Consider the following 25667-nt stretch of genomic DNA (forward strand, 5'->3'; position numbering starts at 1 on the left):
GCCTGCACCAGATGCGCTGAACCGGGGAGATCCACCGCTCGACTCACGTTGCATCCAATGCAACATCGTTGCATCTGTTTCCCGCCCTGATCCTGGGGCCGGGCAAGGGGCCGACCCGAAGGCGGCCCCTTGGAAGTCAGCAGGTCAGCAGCCTGCACCGGTCACGCCGAATGTTGCATCCAATGCAACACCGCTCGTTACTCCAGGTAGATGCCAGCGAAAGTCCCGTCGAAGCCGAGGCCCACGAGCCCGGCGTTGAGCGTGGGGTAATGCGTCCAGCTCGGGTTGGCGAGCATGGCGTCGAAGTCCCGTCGCGTGATCTCGGGTTCCAGCCACTGGTGCGCGCAGCGGCAGCGGATCCAGACGTGGCGGCGGTGGTTGATCAGCAGCCAGTCGCGGCGAGCCGTGCAGTTGGAGCAGGTCACTGGCATGCCGCGCAGGGCCAGTTCGGTGGGGCACTGGAGGCCGCGGACGGCCTCGGGGCCGCTGGGCGGCTGCGTCTCGTACTGGAGTTGCAGCAGCGGGTCGGCGGCTTCCGGGGTCGGCGTGATCGTGATGGGGGCTTGGGTGGTGCTCACAGTCTGGTCGGTTCTGGGCATGGGCTCTCCGTTTGGGCGGCTCGGGTTTCTTGCGTAACACCTGGTGGATGCGGGTGGCCAGGGGTTTGGGGTGCACGGCCGGGCTGGCCGCGATGGTGGTCAGCCCGGCCGTCGGCTCAGCGGCCCGGCGCGCGACGCGGGTCGGTTGCCGGCAGGGGCGCGGGGCGGCCTGGCTGGTCGCCACGGGTGTGGACGCGCCCTGGTTCGGCTCGGGTACGTGGGGCGGGGGCGCCGGCGGTCCGGGGTGGTTCGGGGTTGGCGGGCAGGTCAGCCAGGCGGCGGATTCGCCAGACGATGACGTCGTTGCTGTTGCGGGCGGTTCCCAGTTCCCGCAGGTCGACGGCTTTTTCCAGGAGGGTCTTCGGGTCGTGGCCGGCCTTCTCGGCCTCGGCGAGCACGGCCGCCAGGGCGTCGTGCTCGCCGTCCGGGCCCTTCTGGGTGTCCGTGTCGCCGAGTGCGTCCCGGATGGTTGCGTTGTGGCGGCGGCGCTCGGTCTCGGGTAGGGCGCGGCCGATCTCGCGCATGGTGCGCATGGGGGTGGCGGCGGCCTGGTGGTAGGCGGTGCGCAGGTGTTCAGCGGTTTGGCGGGCGGCTTCGGCTTGTTGGGCGTGGCCGCGGGCGGAGTGCCAGCGGGCGGCAGCCAGGGCGAGCAGGACGAGGGTGGATAGGACCATGGCGGTGGTGCCGCCGTCTTCACCGCGTCCCAGTGCGGTGCCAGCGTGGGCGATTCCGCGGGCGGCGGAGCGCATGGCGCGGATGTCGGCGTTCTCGGCGCGGATGTGGCTGCGGGTGGCGCGTTCGAAGGCGCGGGCGGCTTCTCGCAGTTCGGCGCGGTTGGCGGCGGGGGCGGTCTGGGCGAGGGCGTCGAGGATTTCGCCTGCGCCGATCAGGTGGGCGGCGGCTTGGTCGTCGTCCTGGTCGAGGAGGGCGGTAGCGTGCTCGGCGATGCCGGCGGCCTCGCGGCGCCGGCGCGCGGCGGCGGAGTTGTCGCTGCCGGCGGTGCCCGAGCGGGGCGGGGTGGTGTCGATGGGGTTGTCGGTCAGGTGGCGGCGGATGCGCGGCAGGGAGAGGTCGGGGGCGAGCTTGGAGCCCGGGAACCAGATGGGTTCCTTGTGAGCGTTGCGGTCGCCGGGGAGGGCGACGTTGTAGCCGAGGACGTCGCCGCTGGGTGCGTGGCGGAGCTTGATCCGCAGGCCGGCATCGCGCAAGCGGGTGAAGAACTCCTCCTCGGTGGCAGCTCCCGCGACGGCTTGGCGGACGGCTTCGCGCAGGGTCTCGCGTGGGGTCTCGGTGCGGCCGGTGCGTTCGGCCTTGAAGCGTTCCTGACTGGTGGGGTTCTTGGCGGCGGTGCCGTCGCCGGGGTGGAGCTGGCGCAGGCCGTACTCCTTCTCGATGTGGCGGGCCTCGGCCTGGGCCTTGCGCTTGTCGTAGCTGAGGCCCGCGTGGCGGCCGTCCTGGCGGACGAGGGTGGCGGCGATGTGGATGTGGTCGGGTGCGTGGCGGACGGCGACCCAGCGGCAGGCGGTGGTGTCGCCGTGGCGGGCGATGCCGGTGGCGTGGACGATGCGGCGTGCGATGGCGGCCCACTCGGCGTCGTCGAGGTGGCGGTCGCCGGGGTCGGTGCGCACCGAGCAGTGCCAGATGGTGGTGGTCGGGGCGCGGTCGCCGATGGCTTTGACGGGCTGGTCGAGTTGGGCGGCGAGTTGGGCGATGGTGTGGTGGGGGTTGCGGCCGGGGTCGGGGGCGAAGCTGTTCCAGGAGGCGACGAGGTGCTGGTCGGTGTGTTCGTCGCGTTTGCCCGGTCCGAAGAGGTAGCGGATGAGGCCGTAGGTGCCGCCGGTTCCGGTGCGGATCTTGGGGATCACCGGCGGACCATCCAGGCGACCGCTTCGTCGACAGCGGTGATGGATGCTTCGATGCGGTGCAGGAGGTGGCGGAGGTCGGTTGCGGGTTGGCCGCCGGCATTGAGGAAGTGGGTGAGCTGGTTGAGGTTGTTGCCGACGGCACCGAGCTGGCGGTTGGACTCCATGAGTTCCTGGATGCCGCGCCGGTAGTCGGCGACGGCGGCGCTCGGGTCGGTACTGGCTGCGGCCGCCAGGGCGGCGGCGGCCGTGTATCCGCCAGGGGCAAGTTCTGCTCGGTCGGCGGCGCGCTGGAGGAGGGTCCACTCGGCGTCGCTGAATCGGGGGCAGACGCGATTGGTGCGCGGCACGCTCTGGCGCAGACGACGACGGGTGGCCGGGCTGGCAGCTCCGGAGGCGGGCTGCTGCGGCGGTTGCTCCCCTGTGGTCGGCACCCCTGGGCCGACTCCCCGGTCGTCGGCAGGCCCCCCTGGGTCTGCCGACGACCGGGGTGCCCTCGTCCCCTTGGGGGCGGGGGCGGGGTAAGGACTCCTTACCCCACAACTTGCTCCGCCAGGAGCCTGATCGCGGTCACCCTCCGGTCCGTGGGTAGCGCCGGCCGGTTCGGTGGTGGTCATCGGTTGGCCTCGGCGTCGCGCTGGCGGATCTCGCGGACGAGGTCTTCGACGAAGTCGAGGGCGAGGACCGGGTGGTGGAGGGTCCAGGGGCGCGAGTGCCGGCCGCGCTGGACGCTTCGGGCGCCGTCGGGGCCGGCTTCGACGTGGTGGAGGTGGCCGCGCTGGGTGAGGACAGCGAGCCAGGAGTCCGCCTCGGCCCAGGTGGCGGGGGTGATGCGCATGCCGGGTGCTCCGGTTCGAAGGGGTAGTTCGGGTGGGTGACCGGCCGGGGTGACCTGGTCGGTCACCCCGGCGGTTCGGGTCGGTCAGTTCAGGTCGGCGCTGACCGGCTGACCGTGCTGTTCGCGGAGCTGGGCCATCAGCTGGGTCAGGGTGTCGCTGGACAAGGGGATCTGCTGACCGCGGATCGCCTGGGCGACAACCTTGCGGGTCAGTTTGTCCTCCTTCTTGACCGCCTGCCGGGCGATCCTCAGCAGTTCCTCGGTGTCCAGGTCAGGGCGGCGGTTTCCGTCCCGGTCAGTGACCGGCGGGGCAGTGACCGGGACGGTGGCCGGCTGGCCTCCGGTCTCGGTGCGGCTGACCGGCGGGATAGTGACCGGCGGTCGGTCAGTGAGCTGCCGGTCGGTGTCCGGGTGACCGCCCAGGTCAGAGGGCTTGGTCAGGCCGACCGGGCTGACCGGGGTCAGCTGCGGGGCAGTGACCGGATAACCGACCGGGACGGTGACCGGGCGGCTGACCGGCTGACCGAAGGCGGGGTGACCGGCACTGTCCTGACCGGCGGTCAGCACAGCGCCCTCGGTCAGTCCGGCTTTCTCGCCGGTGACCTGACCGGGGTCAGACGTGGCCTGACCTCGGTCAGCCTCAGCTGGTCGGTCGCCGTGAGCGTCCCGGTCGGCAGGACTGACCGGTCCTCGGGCGATGAGGATGTAGAGGTGGACGGCGCCGGCCAGCGCGAGCGGGGCGATGGTGGACAGCACCGCGACCACCGTGTCGCCCAGCCGAAGGCCGGTGGTGGCGTTCTGCTCGTTCAACCGGACGGCGTGCAGGGCGTTGGCCCACAGGCTCGTCCCGGTGGCCGCGCCGAAGAGCAGCCATACGTAGGCGCGGGCCCGCAGCGGTGCGGTGCGCAGGACCAGCAGGGCACGCACGCCGTAGGCGATGAAGCCGTCGACGATGATCGGGAAGAGGTAGGTGAGGAAGCCTCGGACGTGGATGGCGACGGCCATCTGCTGGAGGGCGGAGAAGCTCAGCGCGCAGCCGGAGGCGCCGAGAGCGATGACGACGGCCCGGTCCCAGCCGGTGACATGGACGGTGGCCGGGGCAGTCGCGGTGGTGGTGCTCATGCGGCCGTCCCGAAGTCGTCGCGGGTCAGCTGCTCGGTGCTGGTGGCACCGTGGTCGGCCGAGGCGGCGCGGGTGGCGTCCTCCGCGATCTGCCGGTGGCGGATGGCGCGGCGGGTTTCGCGGTAGAGCTTGAGGGCGTGCTGCGGTGTGATCTTGAGGAGCCAGGCAAGGCGATCGACGGGGACGCCCTGGCGGTAGCCCGCGAGGACGACGGCGCGGCGTTCGGCCTTCGTGAGGGAGATGTCGCGCCCGGCGAGCGTGGCGTTGACGCGGCTGTAGTCGAGTCGGTTGTGCTGGTTGGTGTGCAGGGGTTCGCGTTCCTCCTCGGTGTAGCCGCCCCGAATGCCGTGGGTGTCGCCCGTCTCCAGGGCGGCATCCAGGCAGATGCGGGCGACGGGGCACTGGGCACACATCGCCTTGGCAGCGGCGATCTTGTCGACGTCCTCCGGTCCGGGGAAGAACACCTCGGGGTCGACGGGGTTGTACTCGGTCGGACTGCAGACAGCCTGGTCCTGCCAGGTGTAGTCGCCGAGCGAGCGGTGGCCGGCAGGGGTCGTGGTGATCATGCGGGGTTGCTCCGATCGCTCTCCGCGCGCAGGGCTGCGTCGGCGGAGAGGTGCGCTGGGTCGGTGAAGGGTGTGGCGGCAGGCCGAGGGGGCCGGTGGCGTGGCCGTTCAGGCGGCGTGCTGGAGGCTTCTGCGATCGACCGGCTCGAAGCTGACCTGCGTGGTCATCTGCCGCAGGCGGGAGGCGACGCGGTCGCCGAGGTAGGTGCGCAGTTCCCTGATCGGCAGGTTGGTGGTGATCAGGGTCGGGAGCATGTGGTTGTAGCGGCGGTTGATGAGCCGGTAGGTCTGTTCCTCGGTCCACTCGGTGGCCTTGGCGGCGCCGAGGTCGTCGAGGATGAGCAGCGGTACCCGGCTGTAGGCGGCGAGGACCCGTTCGGTGTCGGTGTCGGGGCTGGGCCGCAGTTCGGCGTAGAGGTCGGAGGCGGTGGTGGCGCGCCAGCGCACGCCGATGCCGGCCTGGACCAGGGTGCGGACCGCGCCGTAGGCCTGGTGGGTCTTGCCTGCGCCGACGACTCCGGCCATCAGCAGGCTGGGTCCGATGGTGAGTTGGCGGCGGGCGCCGGTGCTCGGGGCGAGGGCCTGGTCGGCGACCTGGCGCGCCCAGGCGAGGACCTGCGGGTGCGTCGCGAGCGCGTCGCGGTAGCGCGGCGGCATCCCGGCCGACAGGGCCTCCAGCGGCGAGTACGGCTCCGGCTCGTCCGGGAGGGCGGCGACCGTGGCCTGGTCGATGCCCCTGGCCGCGAGGATCCTGGCCATCCGGTCGAGCACCGAGGTGCCGTCGGCGAGGATCTGCGGATCGCGGTAGGTGCGCATCACAGCTCCTCGGCGTAGGCGGCGACGGCGTCGACCGGATTGGTCCACGCCTGGTGGCTGGCAGGCACGTTAGACCGGAACCCCGGCCGCGCCAAACCGGCGGTCCGTGCGTTCATGGCGTCGTTGACCAGGCTCGGCAGCCGGGAGGGGTGACCCTGGATCTCGGCGAAGCGCCGCAGCCCGGCCCGGACGTGCTCGGGCGCAATGCCCTCGTCCAGCAGGGCCTTGGTGAGCTTGCCGAGGTGGCCGAGCACGCTGCCCGGCGGGCGCTGGGTGCACGCAGCGACGTACTCGCCGATCAGCTGGTTGGCCGAGACGGCGTCAACGTCGGGCGCCTCGCGCCCCGTAGGGAAAGAAGATCCAGGATCCAAGATCCTAGATCCAGGCGCCGAGGGCTCCGGGAGGTTTCGGGGAGCCTTCGGGGACTCCTCGGCGAAGGCCGTCTGACCTGCGGTTTTCTTCTCTGTCCCGACGGGTTCCTGCACGAGGTCGAGCAGGGTGTCCTCCCCGTCAGCCGCGGCGGTCAGTGCAGGGGCATCAGGCGCCTGCGGGGCCTCGACGGGGTGATGGAGGACTCCGGGAGTGGTCGGCGAAGCCTCGTCGAGTCCTCGGGGAATGTGCGGTGAAGGCACCCCGGTACCGAGCGAAGCGGCACACCGCTGGCTGCACGGGCCCTTGCAGGGGCCGCAACGCTCCGGCGCACAGTGCGGGCAGGCGGGAAGCCGGGACAGGCTCGGCTTGTCGATCTTCTGGTGGCGGTCCCACGTGATGTAGTGGAGGTACCGCTTGCCGTCGCAGCCGGTGTACCGGTGGATCAGGCCGACCCGCTCCATCTGCATGAGGTGATCCTCGACGTCGACCGGCGTCTGGTCGGCGCGCACCACCCAGAGCTTGCCGTAGATGATCGCGGCGTGGTCCTTGTGTCGGCCGCGGTCGTCGCACTCGGTGGCCAGCCCCATGAAGGTGCGCTCGGCGTAGATGGACAGCTCGGCGAGGGTCTCGGAGGTGTACGCCTCCGGCTTGACCGGTCGGATCCGGGACATGTCAGCGGCCCCGAGCCGCGGAGACGAGTGTGCCGACGGTCAGCTGGCCAGTCGCGAGGTCGAGGACGTGCGGGCGCGTCCAGTCCGCGTTCGGCCAGGTGCGCAGCACCCAGCGGGCAGCGACCTTCGTCGTCGTCCGGCTCAGCGGCAGTTTCGCTCCGCTCGCGGCGAGCGCCACCGTGTAGGGGTGGGGCCACTGCCACCGGGGGTCGGCGAGGCTGACGCAGACGATGGCCGCACCCGGGATCATGTCGGCCAGCTGGAGAGCGAGGCGTCGTTGACTCGGGCTGATCGCCGAAAGATGGGTTTCCGTGGGCATGGCGAGCATGCGATACTCCGTGGTTTGTAGGAGCGCGCGCGGCGGTCTCGTGCCGAGATGTCCCGCCGCCCGCGTGGTTGTGAATCGGCGCCCTTCGAGGTGCCGGCCCGGCGTCCAGGAGTTGGTAGCTCCCGGGCGCCGGTCTCATTTCCGGCCGCGTACTACGACATCCACCCCTCCCTCTGTCCCCGCCTGCCGTCGCGGCGGGAGCACGACCATAGATCGACTAGGTGCCGCGCATCCAGCCCTTAACTCCCAGGTCAGTGCAGGATTTTCCGCTCCCGCAGCCGAATCCCAGGCGTCATGCAGCCCGAGCCGTCACCATCAGGCCCCCGAGGCGGACAGCGAAGCTCACATGCCTTGCGCTATCGACCCGTATGCGATACTCGGTATCGAGAAGCATGACGGGCTCCATCTGATAGCGCACAGTATGCTACATGCATGACGCTATCAAGCCGATAGCCCGGCGACTTCCCAGATTCGTGATCGCCAGCCGCCGCCAGGAGTACCCGGATGCCCGTTCGCCAGTTCGACGGCCAGCACCTTCGCCGCGCCCGCAGAGCCCGCGAGCTGTCGCAGGAGGCCCTGGGGCGTGCCGAGGGCGTAGGGGTCGAACAGCCCACGGTTGCCAAGTGGGAGACCGGGGCCACCTTCCCCGAGCCGGAGCGGCTGCCTGCCATCGCGCGGGCGCTCGGCGAGTCGCTGGACTCGCTGTTCCCGCGCCTCGGTGAACCGGACCTGGCCGATCTTCGGTGCGATGCCGGCTACCCACAGAAGAGGACCGGCGAGCTGATCGGCGCCAGGTCTCACATCCCCGTCAGTAACGCCGAGCGCGGAGTACGGCGACTCAACGCCGCCTACGTCCCTCTTCTGGCCGCTGCCTACAAGGTGGGCGAGAAGGAGCTGCTGGCGGCGCAGGACCGGTCGTTCGGCATCGTCGTCGAGCCCACCGTCCCCGCGCTGCCGGTCCCCCGGACGCTCGCCGAGAAGCTCACGTACCTCCTTGAGACCACCTTCCCGCACGAGCAGCCCACGGACGCGCAGATCGCGGTGGCCGTCAATGGCCATGCCGGTGTCGAGGTCATCTCCGCGGGCACTGTGGAGGCGCTGCGCACGGGTACGCCGCCGGCGACCGAGGTCCTCAGCGGGCTTGCGGCCGGCGTTGTCCTCGAAGGCCTGGCCGAGTTCTTCGGCGTCACCCAGTTGTACTTCCAGAGCGACGAGGAACTTGAGCGTCAGGTCGTGGACGCCATCAGCCTGCTCGCGCTGCGCAACACCGACGGCTTCGGGCTTGCGGCCCGCGGCGCTGAGGCGGGTCTCGATCCGGCGATGCTCGCCAAGATCAGCGCCCTCGTGGCGGAAGCCCAGCAGAAGGCGGGCCCCCACTAGTGAGTGGGGGCCCGCATCGGGTCATGTCGTTACCAAAGCCAGGCGACCACCGTTGCCCCACCGAGTGCTGCACCCGCCACGGTCTGCGCGACGGTGTGGTACTTCAGCGCCACCCGCGACCAGCAGACTGCGACAACCAGCGGATACGCGGCCGTCCACCAGGGTGAGTGGACCACCGCCAGCATGGTGACCACCGCACTGGCGACTGCGCTGTCGACACTGATCTTCCAGACAGTGTTGATCGAGAGCAGGCCCACGGTCATCGCCCACAAGGCGATCATGGCGCGGAGGATGTCACTTGGGGCATGGCCCAGGAGCATCAGGAGGGACCCGAAGCCGATCGAACCGAGGATGACGAAGAAGATCGGTGCCCGTTTGGTCCGGTCAACGACGTGCCGGTCGCCCCAGGTCCCGCGCTTGCGCTCCCACTCGATGTACGTCGCCGGGATGATGCCGGCGCACAGCGCCGCCAGCAGCCCCCAACCGATGCCGGCCCAGTTGCCGGCCGCGGCGGCGCCCAGGCCGGTAAGCCCGGCCAGCAGCACGTTCCGTGGCTGCAGGACATCGGTGACGATTCGCGCCAGGGCGGTCTTCACAGGGCCAATTCCTCTAGAGCCATGGCGCACTCCTCCGCCTCGGCGATTGCCAGAAGCTCCGCGACCTGCATCTCGGTCGCGGCGGAGTACGCCTCCCGGACGCGCAGCAGCCAGGCCGCCTCCGCGTTGCTGTTCGCGATCGGTTTGCTGGGCAGCGCGGGAGCAGGCACCTCGTTGCGGTGCCCCGCTCGGGCGTTGACCAGCGCTGCCTTGATCCACAGCGCCTCGGCGGCTGCCTGCGGATCCACAGTCGCTTCCACCGCCCCTTCGATGACGGGCAGCAGGATCGGCGAAGCGTGGTGGCGCAGTTGCTCGACCACGTCAGCGATGTCCTGGATCCACCTGTCCAGTCGAACGTCCATCGGCGGGTCAGTCCGGGTGATCTCTCGCCAGCGGTTTGCCGGCTCCTGGAAGGCAACTTCAGGGAACACGCTGATCAGGTCACGCCACAGCGGGTACAGATGCCACAGCGCCCGCCAGGACCGCCACCGAGAGGCGGCGGCATTGGTGGTCGGAATACTCACGCCCGCGGCGAACGTCATGAACAGCAGGATCTGCATGTATTCGGTATCGACGCCCAGCTTGTGGTCGAAGGCGGGATCGAGCGGCGTGACGATGGTGACCCACATGAAGGTCGTACGGATCAGCACGTACGCCACACCGATGACCATTGCGAAGGCCATCAGGCCCAGGCCAGTGCGCAAGAGACGAGTGTCTGCGCGTCGCATGGCGCTGGACCACTGGTAGCACGTGACGGCCGACGAAGCGCCGAGATACACGTAGAAAATGCTCTCATACAGAATGGCGCCCCACTGCCCGGCATGGTCGGGCACGAAGTCCACGCTCGGCCGGCTGCGGTTCACCACGGTGAAGAAAAGCAGTGTCATCACCGCAAGTTGCCCGACTGCGGCCTTCCACGCGGTTTTCTCGATCCAGCGCGCCACGGCGACGTGGCGCGGGATCACTTCCTGATCTGTTCTGCCGTAGCACGCGACGACATAGGTGAGGATCGCAAGGATCGCTCCCGTGCTGACGAAGTGCTTGAGCAGGACCGACAGGTCGACGATCGGCTGGTGGTCCATCAGGCTGATCACACCAGGACTCTTGAGCCACAGAGCGGCCGCGAAGCCCGCGTAACAGCCCCACAGGGCGCGCCGGTGCGCGTCCCCGTACAGGACGGCCGGCAACCGCCACACCGCGACCACAGTCATCATGGTCGCGGCGGCGTAAGCCGCGAAAGCTAGCACGGAACTTCCTTCCTACTTCTGGATTCGCCGGGGGGCGGCCACGGGGTGCGACAGGGTGGACTCAAGGAGGCTGACCAGGTCGCCTCCTGCGGGTAGCTGCTGGCGCCGGACGATGCGCTTGATCAGCGAGGCGGACAGCTCTGCTTCCTGCTCCTCGCGGGTGTCGTAGCGCGCGCGTCCCTGGACGACGAGACCACTGCCCATGCGATCAGAGAGGCTCTGGCGCAGGTACTCGGGGACGAGCAGTCGGAACTCTGCCTCTCCCAGCGTGGTGCCGTGGTCGAACCATTCGTGCACCAGCTCGTGGAGCTTCACGTGGTCAGTCTGGTTCTGGGTGGGGCGCGGGCGATAGAAGATCAAGGAGAGGTCGCCAGTGCGGACGCGCAAGCCGCAGGCTGTGCGGAGATCGCTCCTGCGGTCGTCAAGCGGCACCATCTTGATCGTGCGACCGGTGGCCGCCTCCATGTTGGTCACCAGAGCTTCGAGGCTAAACGGCTCCGGGAGCGGCAGGTCCGACAGCTTTCGCTCGCACTGCCTGCGTAGCCGGCGCATCGCTGTCAGCATGCCGGGATTCCCTCCGGCTGCCGGCCGTGCGCCGCCTGCGGTGGCCTAGCCTGGCCCGCGATAGCCCCGAGTCGACCGGCTTCTCGGCCTACTGGGCTGGAATTGGAAAGAGGACTGAGCGCTTCATCCGCACAGAAAGCATCGGAACGCGGAGTGCGCGAGAGATGCGGTCTCGCTGGCCTGAAAGCCGATGATTGCGGCGGCGAGAATTTGAGAGTGGACACCGATTCCTCGTAAGGATTGGACGGTCAGAATAGAGTGCCGCATCCGATTCGTGCCCAGCGTGCGCACCGCACAAGACACGGGAAACGGCACTAGGCCAATCCCAGCTGACAGGGGGACAGCTCCGATTGGCTCAAGATGACGCGCACCGTCCTGCGGTTCGCCGGAACGGGGCCTGGTCATCCCCTCGCGTGACCAGGACCCGAACCGACCGCCAAGGGGATCAGTGGCCCATGCCGACGCCGCCGTCGACCGGGATCACCGCACCGGTCACGTACGACGCGGCATCGGAAGCCACGAACGACACCACAGCCGCGACCTCCTCCGGCCGGGCCATGCGGCCCATCGGCACCCGCTGCAGCAACGACTCGCGCTGGCCATCGGTCAGCACAGCAGTCATGTCGGTCTCCGTGAGACCAGGAGAGACCACGTTGCTGGTGATGCCGCGCGAGGCCAGCTCCCGGGCCAGGGAGCGGGCGAAGCCGATCAGGCCGGCCTTGGACGCTGCATAGTTGGCCTGACCAGCCTCACCCGTCATCGCCCCCGCGGAGGAGATGAACACCAGTCGCCCGCGCCTCAAGCGCAGCATGCCCTTCGCGGCCCGCTTGGCGACTCGGTACGCGCCGGCCAGATTGGTCTGAAGCGTGGCGTCGAAGTCTTCCTCAGTCATGCGAAGAAGCAACGCGTCGCGGGTGATGCCCGCGTTGATCACCACGATCTCGACCGGCCCTTGGGCTGCCTCGACCTCAGCGAAGGCGCTCTCCACCGATTCCGGCCTTGTGACGTCGCACTTGACCGCGTTCAGCCCCTCCTGCGGGGACTCGCCCGTGCGGGAGGTGATCGAGACGGTGTGACCGTCTGCGGCGAGCTGCCGCGCGACGGCCATGCCGATGCCGCGGCTGCCACCGATGACAAGGGCGGATCGAGACATGAGGGCTCCAAGCAGGGTGCAGGGGGTAGTACGGATCCGAGCCTGGGACTCGCGCCCAGGGCTCACACCTTGCCAAATCGCGACACGAACAATCAGTTCCGGAACTACCAGTTCCGGAACTACCAGTTCCGGCGCTGACAGTCCTTCGCTACGCATATCGATCACTCTGCGTAATCAGCCAACCGTGTCACCAGAACCCTCACGTCGGCCATGTCCGGCCCCATTGGCACCTCCTGACGCCGCATGAGAATCGGGCCCATTGATCAAGTCCGACTGACGGATCATCACCCGAGAACAGCTCCCGTGATCGTCCCGTTATAAGGTCAGGTATTTAAGGCCGCTGTGGCGTTCGCCACACGATCCCCGGTGATGTCCACTCCCCACCCGCTGCTTAGACTCAGCAGTCATGAGAACCGCTCACGAACGCCTTGCCGCCCGTGACGAGACTCTGGCAGGAATGGTCGAGCGCTGGCGTCGTCGCCTGGATCCCAATGCACTGCCAGGCCTCGTGAAAACGGCCAGCCGCCGAACGACTCCTGTCACAAAGACGGAGATGGCTAGATATACCGGCGTATCCCTTCGCTGGTACAGCAAGCTCGAAAATGGGGAGCCGGCCGCCAACTTCAGCGAGGATTTCCTGGAGCGAGTGGCCTTCACGCTTCGCCTGAACGAGGGGGAAAAATTGGCGTTGTTCCATCACGCACTCGGGCGCGCACCCAGGCAGCGGGACCCGGAACCGGACGCGATGGCGGCGATGGACGTCGATATGCAGCGGATGCTCGACATGATGTTGCCTCACCCGGCTTACATCTCTGACATCGCTTGGAACGTCGTCGCCCATAACAGTCCCTCCAGAGAGCTGTACCCGTGGGTGTACCAGCCCAACATCATGCGCTGGTCTTTCCTCTTCCCTGAAGCCCGCGAGCAAATGGTCAGGTGGAAGGAAGACTGGGCCGCGCCATTCCTTGCCCAGATCAGGACCGTGGCGGCTCAAAATCCCGACAACGAGCAGCTGAAGGAGCTCGTGCGGGACATCATGGAAGGCTGTCCCGAAGCACAGGAACTCTGGGACCGGCACGACTACTACGTGCATCCCGATGGCGATGTCCGGTACATGCGCATGCCCCACGGTGGCGACGACAAGGTGCCCTGCCGAATCATGGCACTGGCTCCCCTGCGTAACACCAAGCTGCGGTTCATCGTCAGCTTCCACGGCGCCTGATCCAGTCTCGGTCCCATCAGACGGGCGGTCGAGCGCCAGTGATCGCCTGCTGTCGCCGCTGCCACAGCGGCTGGCAGCAGGCGATCACTCCCGACAGCCCGCGAACGCCCGATACCAAACACGCTCACGCTCGACCAAGCCGAGTCGCCCGGCACCAAGTTGCCCGCTCGCTGAACGCGAGCCACCCGGCGAGATGTGCCCAGACGGTACGTCAGCCGCCGAGCTTGGCGGCAGACGCGAAGTGGGCCAGCAGAGCGACCGTGTCGGTCAGGTCCGGCAGCACCGTTTCGGCGCCGACATCTCGAAGCTCCTCGGTGGTGTGGACTCCGGTAGCAACTGCGATGATCCGAACCCCGCTGGACAGCGCAGCTTCGACATCGCGGGGGGTGTCGCCAACTAGCACCGCTGGTGTCTCGGCGGGTACGCCGTAGGCGGTGCGGATACGGTCGCGGGCCACTCCAACAAGCGCGGCGCGGTCTCGGTGGTCGGCACCGTACGCGCCGACCTCCAGGTCCACCAGCTCGTCGAGCCCGAAGGCCGCCAGCTTCACGTGGGCGTTTGCCTCGATGTTGCCGGTCAGCACAGACGAGATGACCGTGGGCTTCTGCGCGAGCGCCCTCAGGGCCTCCCGGACACCGGGAAGCACACGGCCCCGCTGCCGCAGCGTCTCGAAGCGCTCGCGGCCGGCTACCTCAAGGGCCTCCTGGACGGCGTGCCACGTCGGCTGAATCAGCCTGTTCCGGTCGAACATCTCCCCCATGATCAGCCGATCGGTGCGGCCCTCCGTCACCGCGGGGGCCGATGGCCGGCACCCCGCCACGGCCTCGAAGGCCGCACTGTAGATCTCCTTGCTCACCCCTGCGTTGTCGATGAGCGTGTGGTCAATGTCCCACAAGACGATGAGCGCCATCGGGCCAGCGTAGGCGGCACGTCGGGCAAGAGTCGGCCGCAGCGCGTCCCAAGACGTCCTTGCGGATCCCCCGCTGAGTCCGGTTGGATATCCGCTGTGAACGAGCGATTGCGCTCCGCACTCGCCCAGCGCGGTGTGCCCCCTGCGGCACTCGCAACGGTCTGCGAGGTGGACCCCAAGACCGTGACCCGCTGGTTAGCCGGTCGTGTTCCCCATGCCCGTCACCGGTGGACCATCGCGCACCATCTCCAGGTGGAGGAGGCCTTCCTCTGGCCTGAGTCCCACCCCCGGGCCGCACAGGTCACCGGTCCCGGCGCCGGCCTCGTGGCCGCCTACCCCGACCGTGCAAGCGTTCCGCGGGAGGTGTGGCTCTCCTTGCTGCTGGAGGCAGAGCAGTGCATCGACGTGCTGGTGTTCTCGGGGACCTTCTTCGCCCAGTCGAACCCTCGCATCGCCACGATGCTGGCACAGCGCGCGGCGGCCGGGGTGAAGGTCCGGTTGTGCTTCGGCCACCCGCAGGGCCGCGCAGTAGCGATCCGCGGACGCGAGGAGGGCATCGGCGACGCGCTCGCAGCGAAGATCGGCGCCTCCCTCACCTATTACCGACCGCTGCTGGGCACGCCCGGCTGCGAGATCCGCTTGCACGACACCACGCTCTACAACTCGCTGTTCCGCTACGACGACGACCTGCTGGTCAACCCCCACGTCTGGGGCCAGCCGGCGTCCGCCAACCCGTTGCTGCACCTTCAGAAGGACGGTGGGTTGGGCTGGTTCGATGGCTACGCTTCAAGCTTCGACGCGGTCTGGGACTCCGCCCGGCTGTGGACCGACGACGCACTGGGGGGTCAGCCTCATGGCCGGCAGGACTGAGTACTACGGCGATCCGGACGCACCGGCCGCGAACTCGCTGGTGCCCGCGAGCAACCTGCTCGTGCAGAACGAGGCCGGCGAGATCTTGCTGCAGCGCCGGCGTGACACGGGGCAGTGGGCGCTGCCCGGAGGGAAGCAGGACATCGGCGAGTCCGCCGCTGACTGTGCGGTACGCGAGTGCGAGGAGGAGACCGGCATCAAGGCCGTCATCACCGGGTTCCTCGGGGTCTACTCCAACCCGGAACACATCGTCGTCTACAGCAGCAACGGCGAAGCCCGCCAGCAGTTCGAGGTCGTCTACACCGGCCGCCCCGTCGGCGGCAGCCCCACGATCAACGACGAGGCCGACGGTGTGCGCTGGGTGCGGCCGGGCGACCTGGACGAGTACGACATCCACCCGAGTATGCGCGAGCAAATCGGCCACTACCTCAGCGGCAAGTACCCCTACCTCGGCTGAACCGCCGCGACGGCGATGCGGTCCTCGGTCCGGGCGACAGCGGTGTGGATCAGAGGCTCGGCCTGCCGGATGAACCGGCCCACGACGCTGTCGCCGCCGTACCGGCCGGTGATCTCCGTGATCCGCTGCTGCGAGGTGGTCGGCTCGCCGTCGGGCGTGGTGGTCATGTCGCAGTACACCAGTGCGTCCACCAGCACCTGGTCCTCGAGCAGCGGGAACTCCGACTCCAGGAACGGCCGGATCCCGCGCAGGTCGGCCTCCAAGAGGGCGAAGGAGTGGTTGGCGACCAGGCGGGTCAGCCGGTCGTCCGCCCGGTGCACGTCCCGCAGATTCCTGGCGCCGTCCAGCGGGTGGAACCCGGTAACGGCCAGCTCGGGGGCGTAGCCGACATCGTGAAGCACGGCGGCCGAGGCCAGCAGGGGCGCGTCCGGACCGAGCACCGGAGCAAGCCGGCCGGCCTGGCGAGCCACGCCCTGGGAGTGCGCCCACCGCCTGGGGAGGCTCTCCGCCAGTGTCTGTTCAGCGATGTGCCAGGCGGCCTCGGGCAAGATCTCGTTCACGCCTCGGACCTTCCCCGGACTGCAGGTTTCATGCGCCCCCTCGGCGGCCGACGCGTCAGCGGCCGAGAGGGGAGACGACGGAGCGAAGATGGTCGGTTCGACCGCGCCGTATCGACGCTGCGCTGGCCAGGCGCAGCTGAGCCCTGGCCATCCCGGCTGGTGCCTGGTCCATTCGTTGCGGCAAGAGGGCACGCGCTGTACGGGCCACCGCCATGGCTACCGGTGGCCCATACAGGGGCCCATGCTGGCGATGGAGACCAGGACGCGTGGTCCGGTCCTACCACTGGTTCGACTACGCGGGTACCGCTGGGTTCAGGGACTTGCAGCCGAGCCAGCGCTGCAGCACCGCCGGCACCGCGACGGTTCCATCCGCCTGTTGGTGCTGTTCCAGTAGGGCAGGCACCAGGCGGCTGGTGGCCAGCCCGGAGCCGTTGAGGGTGTGCACGTAGGCGGCCTTTCCTGTCGCGGGGCGGTAGCGGATGTTGCCGCGCCGGGCCTGGTAGTCCCGGGCGTTCGATACCGAGCTCACCTCGACGTAGCCGTCGATGCTGGGCAGCCAGACCTCGACGTCGAAGGTCTTGGCCATCGAGGCGCTGGTGTCCTCGGCGGCCAGCCGGGTGATGCGGTGGTGCAGACCGAGTGCCTCGACCAAGTTCGCTGCCTTGGTCAGGAGTTCCTCGTGGGCGGTGTCGGAGTGGTCGGGGTGTGCGAACTGGAACATCTCGACCTTGTTGAACTGGTGGCCACGAAGGGTTCCACGGTCGGCGGCGCGATAGCTGCCGGCCTCGCGCCGGTAGCAGGGCGAGTAGGCGACGTACTTGCGCGGCAACTCAGCCTCCTGCAGGACCTCGTCGCGGTGAAGGTTGACCAGGGCGGTCTCCGAGGTCGGCAGCAGGAACCGCTGCGGCCCAGCCGGACCCTGTTCGAGCGCGAAGACATCCTCGGCGAACTTGGGGAACTGGCCTGCGGTGTAGCCAGCCTGATAGGTCAGCAGGTGGGGCGGCAGGATCAGCTCGTAGCCGTCCTGAACATGGGTCTCGATGAAGAAGTTCAGCAGCGCCCACTCAAGCAGAGCGCCGTTGCCGCGGTAGACCCAGTTCCCGGTGCCGCCGAGCTTGACGCCCCGCTCGTAGTCGATCAGACCCAGTCGACGGGCCAGGTCGACGTGGTTCTGCGGCTCGAAGTCGAAGGCAGGTCGAGCACCGTGCTCGCGGACGACCTGGTTCTGCTCCTTGCCGCCAGTCGGCACGTCCTCGTCGGGCAGGTTGGGCAGTTGGTCGAGGAATGCCTGGCGCTCGCCGGCCAGGGCGGTGAGCTGCTCCTCCAAGGCGGCAAGGCGGGTGCCGAGTTCGGTCGCCTCTGTGCGCTTGGCAATGGCTACCGGGTCCGCCGGGTTGAGTCGCGCGATCTCGCGAGAGATCTTCTTGCGCTCGGCGCGTAGCGTCTCGACTTCGGTCGTGCCCTGCCGGTACCTCTCGTCCAGGGCGAGGAAGGCGGTGAGGTCGATGTGAACGGCTCGCTTTGCCAGCGCGCGCTCGACGCGCTGAGGGTGCTCGCGGATCACGGTGATGTCCAGCATTTCGGGTCCCATCGATCAGTCGGAGGTCCGACGTGATCCCTTGGGGGCGTGGGCGAGAAGGGAACTCGCGGTGCCACCACGCCTTCGCCGTCATCCGGAAATGACGGCCTCGACAGCTCGATAACGGGAGCGAACCGGCGGGGCATTGGGCCTGGTGGCCGTTCCTCCCCGCACTCGGGAGGGGATTCGCCACAGGACGCGAGACTGCCTTCCCAGCTGCCGGCAGCTCTCTCGGCTCGCGTGCCCTGCGGTTACTCGTCTCCGTCAGCGCGTTGCCCAGAGGATAGAACGCCCGGGCGCCGCGAGCAACGCAGAATCGCCGTCCAGATTCAGCCGATCACTCTGAGCGACGCCATGATGATGGGCGCGAATAGCTGTCTTGCCAGCTCAGCAGCCTCCTGCCGTCAGCTCCCGTGAGGGTCGGCTTCCGAAGTTGATCAGCGCCACTCAGCCAGCGCGATCAGCCCGCGCACCGCCTTCGAGACGTTCGGCAGGGCGTCCGGCCTTGCCCACACGAAGTCGTCGTGCTCGCTCAGGACGATGGGCTCGGTGCTCGGCGCGGTGGCGGTGAAGGTGTACTGACGACCCCGCTGCCCACTGCGGTTGGTGTAGTCGACGGAGCCCAGGTAGCCGGTGATCGTCACCACCAAGCCACACTCCTCCAGGGTCTCCCGCAGCGCTGCCTCCTCCACGCTCTCACCAGGCTCCACACCTCCGGACGGCAGTTCGTACAGGCCCGCCATGCAGTCGCCCTGCTTGCGTCGAAGGAGCAGGATCCGGCCACCTTCGCGGATCAGGCACCCAGCACCGAAACGCTCGATGCCATCACGAGCAGCTTCCTCCACGGGGGCAAGGACGGACGGCGGGATGGTGCGGCACATGCGCTGCTCCTCAGGTTCGGACCGCTCAGGATGAGCTGAACCGATACGGGCTGAGGGTCATTCTGGTGCCGCGGATGGCCTGGGGCGGGGACCGCTGCAGGCCAGCCGTCCGTCTACGGCGTGTCGCAGTGGTCCGCCCAGGTGCCGGCAGCGTGGGCGGCCCGGACCCGGTACTCGTATAGGGCGCCGGGCGGGTAGTGGTCGATGCGGCTGCTCCAGTAGGTCGCCAGGATCAGGGCGACGGTCGTGACGGCCTCGCGCGGCGCTGCCTTGAATGCCGGGATGCTCTGGACGAGTACTTCGGCGCCGCGGGGGCTGTGCCCGGCCACGATGAAGTGCGGCACCATGAACGCAGCTACCAACCAGCCCGCCCCCAGCCGACTGGAGCCCCAGTCGATCACGTGGACCTCGCTGTTGATGATCAGGTTGTCCGGCCGCGGGGAGCAGTGGAGCAGCGTGTCACCGGCAAGGAGTTCCGCCGGCGCCGCCCGGTAGGCACGGTGGTCACTGATCGCAGTGGCACCCGTGTACGGGCTCGGGGACAGGACGTCGATCAGCATGCTGATCTTCTCCAGCACCTTCGGGATGTCCCGTGAGCGTGGGCTCAGATCCGGGTGGCGGCCATCGACGTGCTCGAAGACGAGGGCGAGCCAGCCGTCGACGGTGTCGGACCACAGTAGCCGGGGGCCGAGGCCGGGTGGCAGGACCGAGTTGATCCCGGCCTCCAGCTGGTGGCCCTTCGAGAGCGGGTGGCAGACGGCTATCGCCTTGAGGAAGACGCGTCGCTGGGTCAGGGTGAGGGCGGCGCTAATGCCGGGGGTGTGCCCGCCAGGGCGCTCCTCGATGTGAAGGACGGGGCCGAACTCTCGTTCCACTGCCCTGCGTAAGGGGTCGGGGACGATGCCGCCAGGGTGGCTCACCGGGTGGTCTCCTCGATGACGTACGGGCCGGCCACGAGTGCGTCCAGGCCGCACTTCAGGAAGGTTGCGACCGCATCGCTCGGGTTGCAGACGATCGGTTCGTCCGCGCCGTTGAACGAGGTGTTCAGCACGACGGGCAGGCCCGAGAGCTGTTGATAAGCATCAATGACGTTCCACAGCAAGGGGTTTGTGCCCCGGTGCACCGTCTGGACCCGCGCGGAGCCGTCCACGTGGACCACGGCTGGAAGGCGATGCCGCTGCTGCTGGCGCACCGTGCCGGTCGCCAGCATGTACGGGTAGACGAGTGCGCCGGCGGACGGCAGGTCGAAGAACTCGTGGGCGCGCTCTGCCAGTACGGCCGGTGCGAACGGGCGGAACGCCTCCCGCTGTTTGATCATGGCGTTGATCCGGGCAGCGGTCGTGGCGTGCTGGGGAGAGGCCAGGATGCTGCGGGCTCCCAGCGCCCGCGGTCCGAACTCCATGCGGCCCTGGAACCAGCCGATCACTTTCTCCGCCCTGAGCAGCCGTGCGGCTTCCCGGTGCGGCTCGGCCGTGCGCCGCACCCGGTACCGGTCGGCAGGGATGCCGCTCAGGGCCGCGCGGATGGTCTCCTCGTCGTAGGAGGGGCCGAGGAAGGCGTGTCGCAGAGGGCGCCGTGCTGGGCTGGCCACAGTGGCCAGTGCTGCGCCGACGGAGGTCCCGGCGTCGCCTGCGGCGGGCTGGATGAAGATCCGGTCGAACCGGCCTGAGGCGATCACCGTGGCGTTGGCGACGCAGTTGAGCGCGACGCCGCCGGCCAGGCAGAGCGATCGCCGTGGCACGAGCCGCTGGGCGAAGGCGAGGTAGGAGCCGACCAGCTGCTCCAGGAGGTGCTGGAGGGCGCGCGCGATGTCGCGGTGCCGGTCTGTGATCTCTTCTCCGACGCGTCGGGGCTGCCCGAGGAGTTCGACCAGAGCGGGGCTGAACAGGCTTCGGCGGGCGCTGGCTCGGCGGTGGTGGTCGAAGTAGCGCAGGTTCAGGTGCAGTCGGCCGGTGCACGGGTCGAGTCGGGCAAGGTGCTGCAGATGATCGAGGTACCGGGGGCCTCCGTAGGCTGCCAGGCCCATCACCTTGTACTCGTCGCTCTGTGGCCGGAAGCCGAGGTAGCGGGTCAGGGCGCTGTACAGGTATCCGAACGAGTGCGGGTAGACGATGTGATGGCGCCTCGTCATCCGGCCGTTGATGCCGTCGTAGATCGCCGCGGTCTCGTATTCGCCGCGGCCGTCGAGGGTCACGACCAGGGCGTCATCGAAGGGAGACGTCAGGTAGGCGCTGGCGGCGTGCGCCCGGTGGTGCGGCACGGGCACGAGCGGCAGGTGGCCCGGTAAGAGGCCGCTGTGGTGAACTGCGTGGGGCAGTCGGCGCCGTGCGCGGTACTTGTCCAGGTCGGACAGCAGCGAGCCGATCGACGCCGGTGTGCCGTAGCGCAGGTTCGACGGTGCCAGGAGAAGGTGAAGCTTCGGGTCCACGAACAGCGCTGCCTGGTCGAGGTCCTGCGGGTGGGCGCCGGCCAGGTTCAGGCAGGCCCGGATCGCCCGCTCGGGGAACACCTTCGTGTTCTTGATCCGATTCAGGCGCTCCTCTTCGACGGCGGCGACCACCGTCCCGTTGTGAACGATGGCCGCCGCCGCGTCGTGGGTGCCGAAGTTCAGCCCCAGGGTCAGAGTCAACAGCGCCCGCCGATCCGCTCCCGGCCTCCCAAGGACGGGCGCAGGGCTCTGGGGACATGGATCACGCTGTCAGCCAGGGTGCGGCTCACGGGAGCCGGTCGTGACAGGGCGCGGTCAGTCACAGGACGGCCTCCTTGCGCCCGGTGCTGCCGGTACGGGGACCGGAGGGCCTTGGCGTTGCGAGTTCCGGACGGTGTCGATCACTTCGTGGACGTGCTCCGGCGAGGACATGGTGATGGCGATGGTCTCCACACGCGGATCCTGTAGCGACCAGGCGAGAGGTCGGAGTCTGCTGCTGGCGGTGCGGGCGAGCGGGTCGATCAGGGCTCCGCGGTTAAGCGGTGACATCCCGACGAAACCGCAGCCGGCCTGAGAGATCTGGGCCAGATGGGAGATCGGCCAGGATGAGGCGAGGTGGTACTGGGCCGCGATGGCCGTGATGGACTCCTCCCGCAGGGCGGCCCGGACGACTGCGGGGCCGTGGCAGTAGGCGTAGACCGCGCCGACCCGGCCGGAGGCGAACGCCACCCGGGCGCCGTACCGGTAGAATTCCCTCAACGCCCGCTGATCATTGAGCAGTTCAGTCCGCTCTGTGCGCTTGAGATCAACTTGCAGCACCACCGCGTCGATCCGGCTGATGCCCAGCTGGCCGGTGGACATCTCGATGGCCGTGTTGATGCGCGCCTCCAGATCCCCCCGCAGCGGGCACTCCGCCTTGACCAGGTGACGGAGCCCGGCAACCGGACCGACCTCGTCCAGCACCTCCCGCACCGCCCACTGCGTGCCGAGGTGCGGATTGGAGTGGATCGTGCGCACCCCGGCCTTCAGCGCGGTGCGCAGCGCGGCCAGTCCGGGCCGGGAGTCCTTGCCGGGCAGCAGACGGCCGGCCACGAACGTCGAGGTGCCGAAGCACAGGCGCTCCAGGTCCGTCACATCTCACCCCGTGCTTCCAGCGCCTCGCGGGTCAAGATGGTGCGGAAGTGCGCGATCGTCTTCTGCTCGCCGACGACCTTGTCGAACCGCAGCTCGCCGAGCTGGTCGCGGTAGTGCTTGCGATTCGGATTGTCGATGTCGAACTGCTCGCTGTCGCGGTAGCCGGTCAGCCGCTTGAACGTCTCCCGCTTCTCGTCCAGCGACATCCCCCACAGGACCGGGGGGTTCTTCTGGCTGATGCAGACCGTCGTCATCCCGTTCGGGCTGATCCGCAGCTTCCAGCAGCCGCCGCACGGATAGTCCCAGGAGAACATCGCGAGCACTGCGACCTTCACCCCGGTATCGCCGATCTCGTAGTAGTTGTAGCTCGGGTTGTCGCCCTCAATAGACTCCCGCCGCACCGGCCGCAGCTCGCCGGCCTTCGCGAGCGCTTCGAGGATCGCCCCCTCCTCTACGAACTGGTCCTTCCAGAACGCCTCGCCCTCGGCACCGAGCTGGGCGGGGTTGGAGGGGAAGAACTGGTTCAGCTTGATCGCCAACTGGCCTGCCCCTCCACTGCTGTTCAGCTCGCGGGCGTAGTCGATGAACGCGGGCAGCTCGTGAAGGGTGTCGCGCATCGTCACGCACGAGATCTTCGTCAGGGTCGGCAGCAGTTCGACCGAGCGCTCGATGCTGCACAGGGTGTCACTGTGAAAGCCCCGTCGGGTGATCAGCAGGTTGCGCTGCTCGTCCAGGGTATCGATGCTGACGATCGCGCGGGTCAGGCCGGCGTCGATCGCCTCCTCGATGAAGTGGTGAAGGCGGTAGCCGTTGGTCGTGACGATCTGCTGGTCATAGCCGATCTCCTTGCCAGCGCGCAGCAGATCCACGAAGTCCCTGCGCACCGTCGGCTCCCCGCCGGTGTAGTGGACCCGCCGGAAGCCAATGTCGTAGCCGGCCTGCAGGACCTCGATCGCCTCCTTCAGCGACGGCTGAACGATGACCCCCTGCTTTCCCTCCGGAAGGCAGTACTGGCAACGGATATTGCAGCGGGACGTAATGCCGAACCGAAGGTTCCATTTGCGCATGCCGGGCGAGTACCGGTTGTCCATCACCTTCAGGGAGGCCTGCCTGATTTCGTGCTCCACGGGCACCTCTTTCAGAGGGAATAATCTCCAGGAGGAGAGCTGTGCGAATTGAGCCAGTTTCAGAGGTGGCAGCGTGCTCCGGGCATCAATTCCCTCGCACCGCCAACCCGGAGAATCCCCCGATTCTGGCGCTCCATTGGGTGCCTTCCAACCACGTTTCGGGACGCCCTGGGGACGTCCCGAGACGTCTCCAGCCGGAGCGCCCTGGCGCACCCACCTGACCGATCCTTCGCGGGAAGCAGTGCAAGGCCACGCCCCACCGCTACGAGCAGCGGCGGGGCTGGAGCAAGGTGCCCGGCGCGGAGACACATACTGCCCAGCCCCACTATCGGTTTGCGCCAGCAGGGCGCGACGACGCTATGCCCGGAGGCCCAACTTCCGTATGCACCAGGACATATGACTGCAGGTAACAACCACATGATGATGAGCAACCCGTGCGAGGTCGCCAGCCGGCGGTACCTCGCACGCCGTCCGCCTCCGCTAGCCCGGGGGCATGAGAGGAGTGAACGTTGGCAAGCCAACCGGATGAGGAACTGCTGCTCGCGGTCGATGAGCTTGGGGCGGTGCACGACCGGTACGACAGTCTCCGCTCGGACAACGCAGGCTCCAGCGGCGACGCGCCGTGGCCCGGCGGCGACGGCAATCTGCACGACAGCGAGTGAGTGAGCCGGCCGGTGGGTGGGTGGCGGACAACTTCCTGCCCACCCACCGGCCGGCCCGGCCTGGTGATCGAGTTCAGGGGAGGTATGTATGGAGCACAAGTTGGTCAGGGCTGTGGAGGCGACTCTGGGTTGGACGGGACCGAAGCGGATCGGCGATCGGTTCGCACGAGGAGACATGGGGGCCCAGGACCTGTCGGGGCGGTTGCTCACCCCGGAGCGGCTTCTCGACCTGGTGATGCGGCGCAGTCTCGCCCGCCCGCAGTTCCGGGTGTTCCAGGAAGGCGTGGAGGTCCACCCGGCGGTCTACTTCACGGACAGCGTCAGTCCCCGGGGCCAGAGCATCTCGATGGTCAACATGAATGCCTTGGGACGGCTGCTCGAAGAGGGGGCGACGGTGATCCTCGACCAGGCGAACGTGGCCGACCCAACGCTGGAAGTGGCGTGCCGTGCGCTGCAGTGGTGGAGCCGGGAACGGGTCCAGGTGAACGTCTACTGGACCACTGGCGAGGCGGAAGGGTTCCCGCTGCATTGGGATGACCACGATGTGATCGTGGTCCAGCTTGCGGGCGAGAAGGGCTGGGAGGTCCGTGGTACTTCGCGCACCGCACCGATGTATCGGGACGCCGACCCGAACTCCACGCCGAGCAAGGATGTGGTCTGGTCGGGGCTGCTTCGTGCTGGCGAGGTGATGCACATCCCGCGGGGCTACTGGCATCGGGCGACTCGAGTCGGCCACGGTGAAGCCGGTCACTCGCTGCACGTCACGTTTGGCATCACCAAGCGGACCGGGGCGAGTTGGATGGCCTGGCTCGGCGACTGGTGCCGCGACCAGGAAGTCTTCCGGCACGATCTCGACCGCACTTCGGGGGCCGCCACTCACCAGCTGCTCGCCGCCGCTCGGGCGCTGCTCGAGTCGCGGCCTCCGGCCGCATTCCTCGGCGACTACGAGCGCAATGCCGGCCCGGCTCGGCAGGTACCGTACCTGGACGTGCTCGGTCCGCTGGCGGGGGTGGTCTGCACCACGAGCTTCCGCCCGGAGATCCGGGTCAGCGACAGCACAGTGGAAGTGACAGCGGCTGGCCGGCGCCTCAGCTTCACTGCGAAGGCGGAGCCTGCGCTGCGGCTGCTGCTCAGCGGGCACCCTGTGGACTTGGCGGAGGCCGAGGCTGCGGTGGGCAACGATGTCCATGCGGTGGCCGGCCTGTTGGCGAAGGAGGGTCTGTGCGCGCCGCCGAGCTTCACGGTCTCCACCAAGGTCGGGTACCTCCCCGCCCCCGGCGGCCGGGCGCGCCATAGCCTCGAGCCCGCGGATCTCCGTGCCGCGATGGTGCGCACCAGCCGTGACCTGGGCCGCGTGCCGGACATAGTGTTCTTGCACAATCCGGAAGCCTCGCTCGCTGCCAGTGAGCGGGGCGAGGAGCAGTTGGCCGGCGCCTGCGGTGTCCTGGCTGAGGCTGCAGCAGCAGGGTGGTGTGGGGCGTGGGGAGTCGCATCATGGAACCCGTGCAACATGGCCGCGCTCGGCGGGTCACTTCCGGTCGCTCCAGATGCGTTGATGGTCCGGTCTGGGCTGCTCGTCGGCCACGAGGTCCTGGAAGCCGGTGAGACCCTGGCACGGAGGTGGGGCGTGCCACCCGAACGGCGTTGGGGCATGAGCCCGTTTGGCGGGGACCTCACCAACGCCCCGTGGCGGAAGAGCGACCCACGGCTCTTCCTAGCGGAT

The 25667-nt window shown here is 68.5% G+C and carries 26 protein-coding genes and 1 pseudogene; 6 read left to right on the forward strand and 21 right to left on the reverse strand.

Features of this window, described 5'->3' with window-relative positions; all coding sequences use genetic code 11:
- Positions 1-197: 197 nt before the first annotated feature.
- From ACQRUO_RS03190 to ACQRUO_RS03230, 9 genes are all read right to left on the reverse strand, one after another.
- Positions 198-599 carry a hypothetical protein gene (locus ACQRUO_RS03190; RefSeq protein ID WP_428314131.1) on the reverse strand — a complete coding sequence of 134 codons (402 nt, stop codon included), beginning with the start codon at positions 597-599 and terminating at the stop codon, positions 198-200.
- Between the two features lie 116 nt (positions 600-715).
- A complete protein-coding gene (locus ACQRUO_RS03195; RefSeq protein WP_428314132.1) occupies positions 716-2464 on the reverse strand; it encodes a relaxase/mobilization nuclease domain-containing protein in 1749 nt (582 codons plus the stop codon).
- The gene (locus tag ACQRUO_RS03200; RefSeq protein ID WP_428314133.1) at positions 2461-2811 is read right to left on the reverse strand and encodes a MobC family plasmid mobilization relaxosome protein; all 351 of its coding nucleotides are present in this window, start codon (positions 2809-2811) and stop codon (positions 2461-2463) included. The genes ACQRUO_RS03195 and ACQRUO_RS03200 overlap by 4 nt, the downstream gene beginning before the upstream one ends.
- A gap of 263 nt (positions 2812-3074) precedes the next feature.
- Positions 3075-3299: a hypothetical protein gene (locus tag ACQRUO_RS03205; RefSeq protein ID WP_428314134.1), complete on the reverse strand. Its 225-nt coding sequence runs from the start codon at positions 3297-3299 to the stop codon at positions 3075-3077.
- 84 nt (positions 3300-3383) lie between these two features.
- A complete protein-coding gene (locus ACQRUO_RS03210) occupies positions 3384-4421 on the reverse strand; it encodes a DUF2637 domain-containing protein (protein ID WP_428314135.1) in 1038 nt (345 codons plus the stop codon).
- Positions 4418-4987, reverse strand: coding sequence for a WhiB family transcriptional regulator (locus tag ACQRUO_RS03215; protein WP_428314136.1), 570 nt, complete (start codon positions 4985-4987; stop codon positions 4418-4420). Before ACQRUO_RS03215 ends, ACQRUO_RS03210 begins: the two co-directional genes overlap by 4 nt.
- Positions 4988-5095: 108 nt before the next feature.
- Positions 5096-5803 (reverse strand): ATP-binding protein, encoded by a 708-nt coding sequence (locus tag ACQRUO_RS03220; protein WP_428314137.1) that lies wholly within the window; start codon positions 5801-5803, stop codon positions 5096-5098.
- The gene (locus tag ACQRUO_RS03225) at positions 5803-6846 is read right to left on the reverse strand and encodes a hypothetical protein (protein WP_428314138.1); all 1044 of its coding nucleotides are present in this window, start codon (positions 6844-6846) and stop codon (positions 5803-5805) included. Before ACQRUO_RS03225 ends, ACQRUO_RS03220 begins: the two co-directional genes overlap by 1 nt.
- 1 nt (position 6847) lies before the next feature.
- Positions 6848-7174, reverse strand: a complete 327-nt coding sequence (locus ACQRUO_RS03230; protein WP_428314139.1) for a transcriptional regulator — start codon at positions 7172-7174, stop codon at positions 6848-6850.
- Positions 7175-7678: 504 nt separating this feature from the next.
- Here ACQRUO_RS03230 and ACQRUO_RS03235 point away from each other — a divergent pair.
- Positions 7679-8554: a helix-turn-helix transcriptional regulator gene (locus ACQRUO_RS03235; RefSeq protein ID WP_428314140.1), complete on the forward strand. Its 876-nt coding sequence runs from the start codon at positions 7679-7681 to the stop codon at positions 8552-8554.
- Positions 8555-8583: 29 nt separating this feature from the next.
- On the opposite strand, the gene ACQRUO_RS03240 is transcribed toward ACQRUO_RS03235, so the two are convergent.
- The 4 genes from ACQRUO_RS03240 to fabG form a co-directional block, all read right to left on the reverse strand.
- On the reverse strand, positions 8584-9150 hold the full coding sequence (locus ACQRUO_RS03240; RefSeq protein ID WP_428314141.1) for a hypothetical protein: 567 nt from the start codon (positions 9148-9150) through the stop codon (positions 8584-8586).
- A complete protein-coding gene (locus tag ACQRUO_RS03245) occupies positions 9147-10397 on the reverse strand; it encodes an MAB_1171c family putative transporter (protein WP_428314142.1) in 1251 nt (416 codons plus the stop codon). The genes ACQRUO_RS03240 and ACQRUO_RS03245 overlap by 4 nt, the downstream gene beginning before the upstream one ends.
- 12 nt (positions 10398-10409) lie before the next feature.
- Positions 10410-10961: a hypothetical protein gene (locus ACQRUO_RS03250; RefSeq protein WP_428314143.1), complete on the reverse strand. Its 552-nt coding sequence runs from the start codon at positions 10959-10961 to the stop codon at positions 10410-10412.
- 445 nt (positions 10962-11406) lie between these two features.
- Positions 11407-12114, reverse strand: a complete 708-nt coding sequence (fabG, locus tag ACQRUO_RS03255) for a 3-oxoacyl-ACP reductase FabG (RefSeq protein WP_428314144.1) — start codon at positions 12112-12114, stop codon at positions 11407-11409.
- Between the two features lie 406 nt (positions 12115-12520).
- On the opposite strand from fabG, the gene ACQRUO_RS03260 reads away from it, so the two are divergent.
- Positions 12521-13336, forward strand: a complete 816-nt coding sequence (locus tag ACQRUO_RS03260) for a helix-turn-helix transcriptional regulator (RefSeq protein WP_428314145.1) — start codon at positions 12521-12523, stop codon at positions 13334-13336.
- A 211-nt stretch (positions 13337-13547) separates the two neighbouring features.
- Here the strand turns inward: ACQRUO_RS03260 and ACQRUO_RS03265 are convergent, their stop codons facing one another.
- A complete protein-coding gene (locus tag ACQRUO_RS03265; protein ID WP_428314146.1) occupies positions 13548-14246 on the reverse strand; it encodes an HAD family hydrolase in 699 nt (232 codons plus the stop codon).
- Between the two features lie 96 nt (positions 14247-14342).
- On the opposite strand from ACQRUO_RS03265, the gene ACQRUO_RS03270 reads away from it, so the two are divergent.
- Together ACQRUO_RS03270 and ACQRUO_RS03275 are read left to right on the forward strand one after the other, a co-directional pair.
- Positions 14343-15116: an XRE family transcriptional regulator gene (locus tag ACQRUO_RS03270; RefSeq protein ID WP_428314147.1), complete on the forward strand. Its 774-nt coding sequence runs from the start codon at positions 14343-14345 to the stop codon at positions 15114-15116.
- Positions 15100-15573 carry an NUDIX hydrolase gene (locus ACQRUO_RS03275; RefSeq protein WP_428314148.1) on the forward strand — a complete coding sequence of 158 codons (474 nt, stop codon included), beginning with the start codon at positions 15100-15102 and terminating at the stop codon, positions 15571-15573. The genes ACQRUO_RS03270 and ACQRUO_RS03275 overlap by 17 nt, the downstream gene beginning before the upstream one ends.
- Here the strand turns inward: ACQRUO_RS03275 and ACQRUO_RS03280 are convergent.
- The 7 genes from ACQRUO_RS03280 to ACQRUO_RS03310 all read right to left on the reverse strand — a co-directional run bounded on the left by ACQRUO_RS03280 (position 15561) and on the right by ACQRUO_RS03310 (position 23282).
- Positions 15561-16133, reverse strand: a complete 573-nt coding sequence (locus ACQRUO_RS03280) for an HD domain-containing protein (RefSeq protein ID WP_428314149.1) — start codon at positions 16131-16133, stop codon at positions 15561-15563. The two genes, ACQRUO_RS03275 and ACQRUO_RS03280, sit on opposite strands and share 13 nt — an antisense overlap.
- Positions 16134-16425: 292 nt before the next feature.
- Positions 16426-17712, reverse strand: coding sequence for a serine--tRNA ligase (gene serS / locus ACQRUO_RS03285; protein ID WP_428314150.1), 1287 nt, complete (start codon positions 17710-17712; stop codon positions 16426-16428).
- 437 nt (positions 17713-18149) lie between these two features.
- Positions 18150-18593 (reverse strand): NUDIX hydrolase, encoded by a 444-nt coding sequence (locus tag ACQRUO_RS03290; RefSeq protein WP_428314151.1) that lies wholly within the window; start codon positions 18591-18593, stop codon positions 18150-18152.
- Positions 18594-18706: 113 nt separating this feature from the next.
- On the reverse strand, positions 18707-19513 hold the full coding sequence (locus tag ACQRUO_RS03295; RefSeq protein WP_428314152.1) for a hypothetical protein: 807 nt from the start codon (positions 19511-19513) through the stop codon (positions 18707-18709).
- Positions 19510-21222 (reverse strand): carbamoyltransferase family protein, encoded by a 1713-nt coding sequence (locus ACQRUO_RS03300; protein WP_428314153.1) that lies wholly within the window; start codon positions 21220-21222, stop codon positions 19510-19512. The genes ACQRUO_RS03295 and ACQRUO_RS03300 overlap by 4 nt, the downstream gene beginning before the upstream one ends.
- A 114-nt stretch (positions 21223-21336) precedes the next feature.
- The gene (locus ACQRUO_RS03305; protein ID WP_428314154.1) at positions 21337-22155 is read right to left on the reverse strand and encodes a hypothetical protein; all 819 of its coding nucleotides are present in this window, start codon (positions 22153-22155) and stop codon (positions 21337-21339) included.
- Entirely contained in the window at positions 22152-23282 is a 1131-nt protein-coding gene (locus ACQRUO_RS03310; protein WP_428314155.1) for a radical SAM protein, read from the reverse strand. The genes ACQRUO_RS03305 and ACQRUO_RS03310 overlap by 4 nt, the downstream gene beginning before the upstream one ends.
- 509 nt (positions 23283-23791) lie before the next feature.
- Between ACQRUO_RS03310 and ACQRUO_RS03315 the strand changes: the two genes are divergently transcribed.
- Together ACQRUO_RS03315 and ACQRUO_RS03320 are read left to right on the forward strand one after the other, a co-directional pair.
- Complete coding sequence (locus tag ACQRUO_RS03315; RefSeq protein WP_428314156.1) at positions 23792-23944, forward strand: hypothetical protein; 153 nt, start codon at positions 23792-23794, stop codon at positions 23942-23944.
- 88 nt (positions 23945-24032) lie between these two features.
- Positions 24033-25172: pseudogene (locus tag ACQRUO_RS03320) on the forward strand (JmjC domain-containing protein); the annotation flags it as partial.
- Positions 25173-25667 lie beyond the last annotated feature (495 nt).

It is taken from the genome of Kitasatospora sp. LaBMicrA B282 (assembly GCF_050325825.1).
GTDB lineage: Bacteria > Actinomycetota > Actinomycetes > Streptomycetales > Streptomycetaceae > Kitasatospora.

Coding starts and splice junctions, on each gene's coding strand:
- fabG (WP_428314144.1), bottom strand. CDS start 12,114: ATGTCTCGATCCGCCCTTGTCATCGGTGGCAGCCGCGGCATCGGCATG.
- ACQRUO_RS03215 (WP_428314136.1), bottom strand. CDS start 4,987: ATGATCACCACGACCCCTGCCGGCCACCGCTCGCTCGGCGACTACACC.
- ACQRUO_RS03290 (WP_428314151.1), bottom strand. CDS start 18,593: ATGTGCCGCACCATCCCGCCGTCCGTCCTTGCCCCCGTGGAGGAAGCT.
- ACQRUO_RS03225 (WP_428314138.1), bottom strand. CDS start 6,846: ATGTCCCGGATCCGACCGGTCAAGCCGGAGGCGTACACCTCCGAGACC.
- ACQRUO_RS03190 (WP_428314131.1), bottom strand. CDS start 599: ATGCCCAGAACCGACCAGACTGTGAGCACCACCCAAGCCCCCATCACG.
- ACQRUO_RS03265 (WP_428314146.1), bottom strand. CDS start 14,246: ATGGCGCTCATCGTCTTGTGGGACATTGACCACACGCTCATCGACAAC.
- ACQRUO_RS03205 (WP_428314134.1), bottom strand. CDS start 3,299: ATGCGCATCACCCCCGCCACCTGGGCCGAGGCGGACTCCTGGCTCGCT.
- ACQRUO_RS03250 (WP_428314143.1), bottom strand. CDS start 10,961: ATGCTGACAGCGATGCGCCGGCTACGCAGGCAGTGCGAGCGAAAGCTG.
- ACQRUO_RS03275 (WP_428314148.1), top strand. CDS start 15,100: ATGGCCGGCAGGACTGAGTACTACGGCGATCCGGACGCACCGGCCGCG.
- serS (WP_428314150.1), bottom strand. CDS start 17,712: ATGCTGGACATCACCGTGATCCGCGAGCACCCTCAGCGCGTCGAGCGC.
- ACQRUO_RS03210 (WP_428314135.1), bottom strand. CDS start 4,421: ATGAGCACCACCACCGCGACTGCCCCGGCCACCGTCCATGTCACCGGC.
- ACQRUO_RS03235 (WP_428314140.1), top strand. CDS start 7,679: ATGCCCGTTCGCCAGTTCGACGGCCAGCACCTTCGCCGCGCCCGCAGA.
- ACQRUO_RS03230 (WP_428314139.1), bottom strand. CDS start 7,174: ATGCTCGCCATGCCCACGGAAACCCATCTTTCGGCGATCAGCCCGAGT.
- ACQRUO_RS03220 (WP_428314137.1), bottom strand. CDS start 5,803: ATGCGCACCTACCGCGATCCGCAGATCCTCGCCGACGGCACCTCGGTG.
- ACQRUO_RS03260 (WP_428314145.1), top strand. CDS start 12,521: ATGAGAACCGCTCACGAACGCCTTGCCGCCCGTGACGAGACTCTGGCA.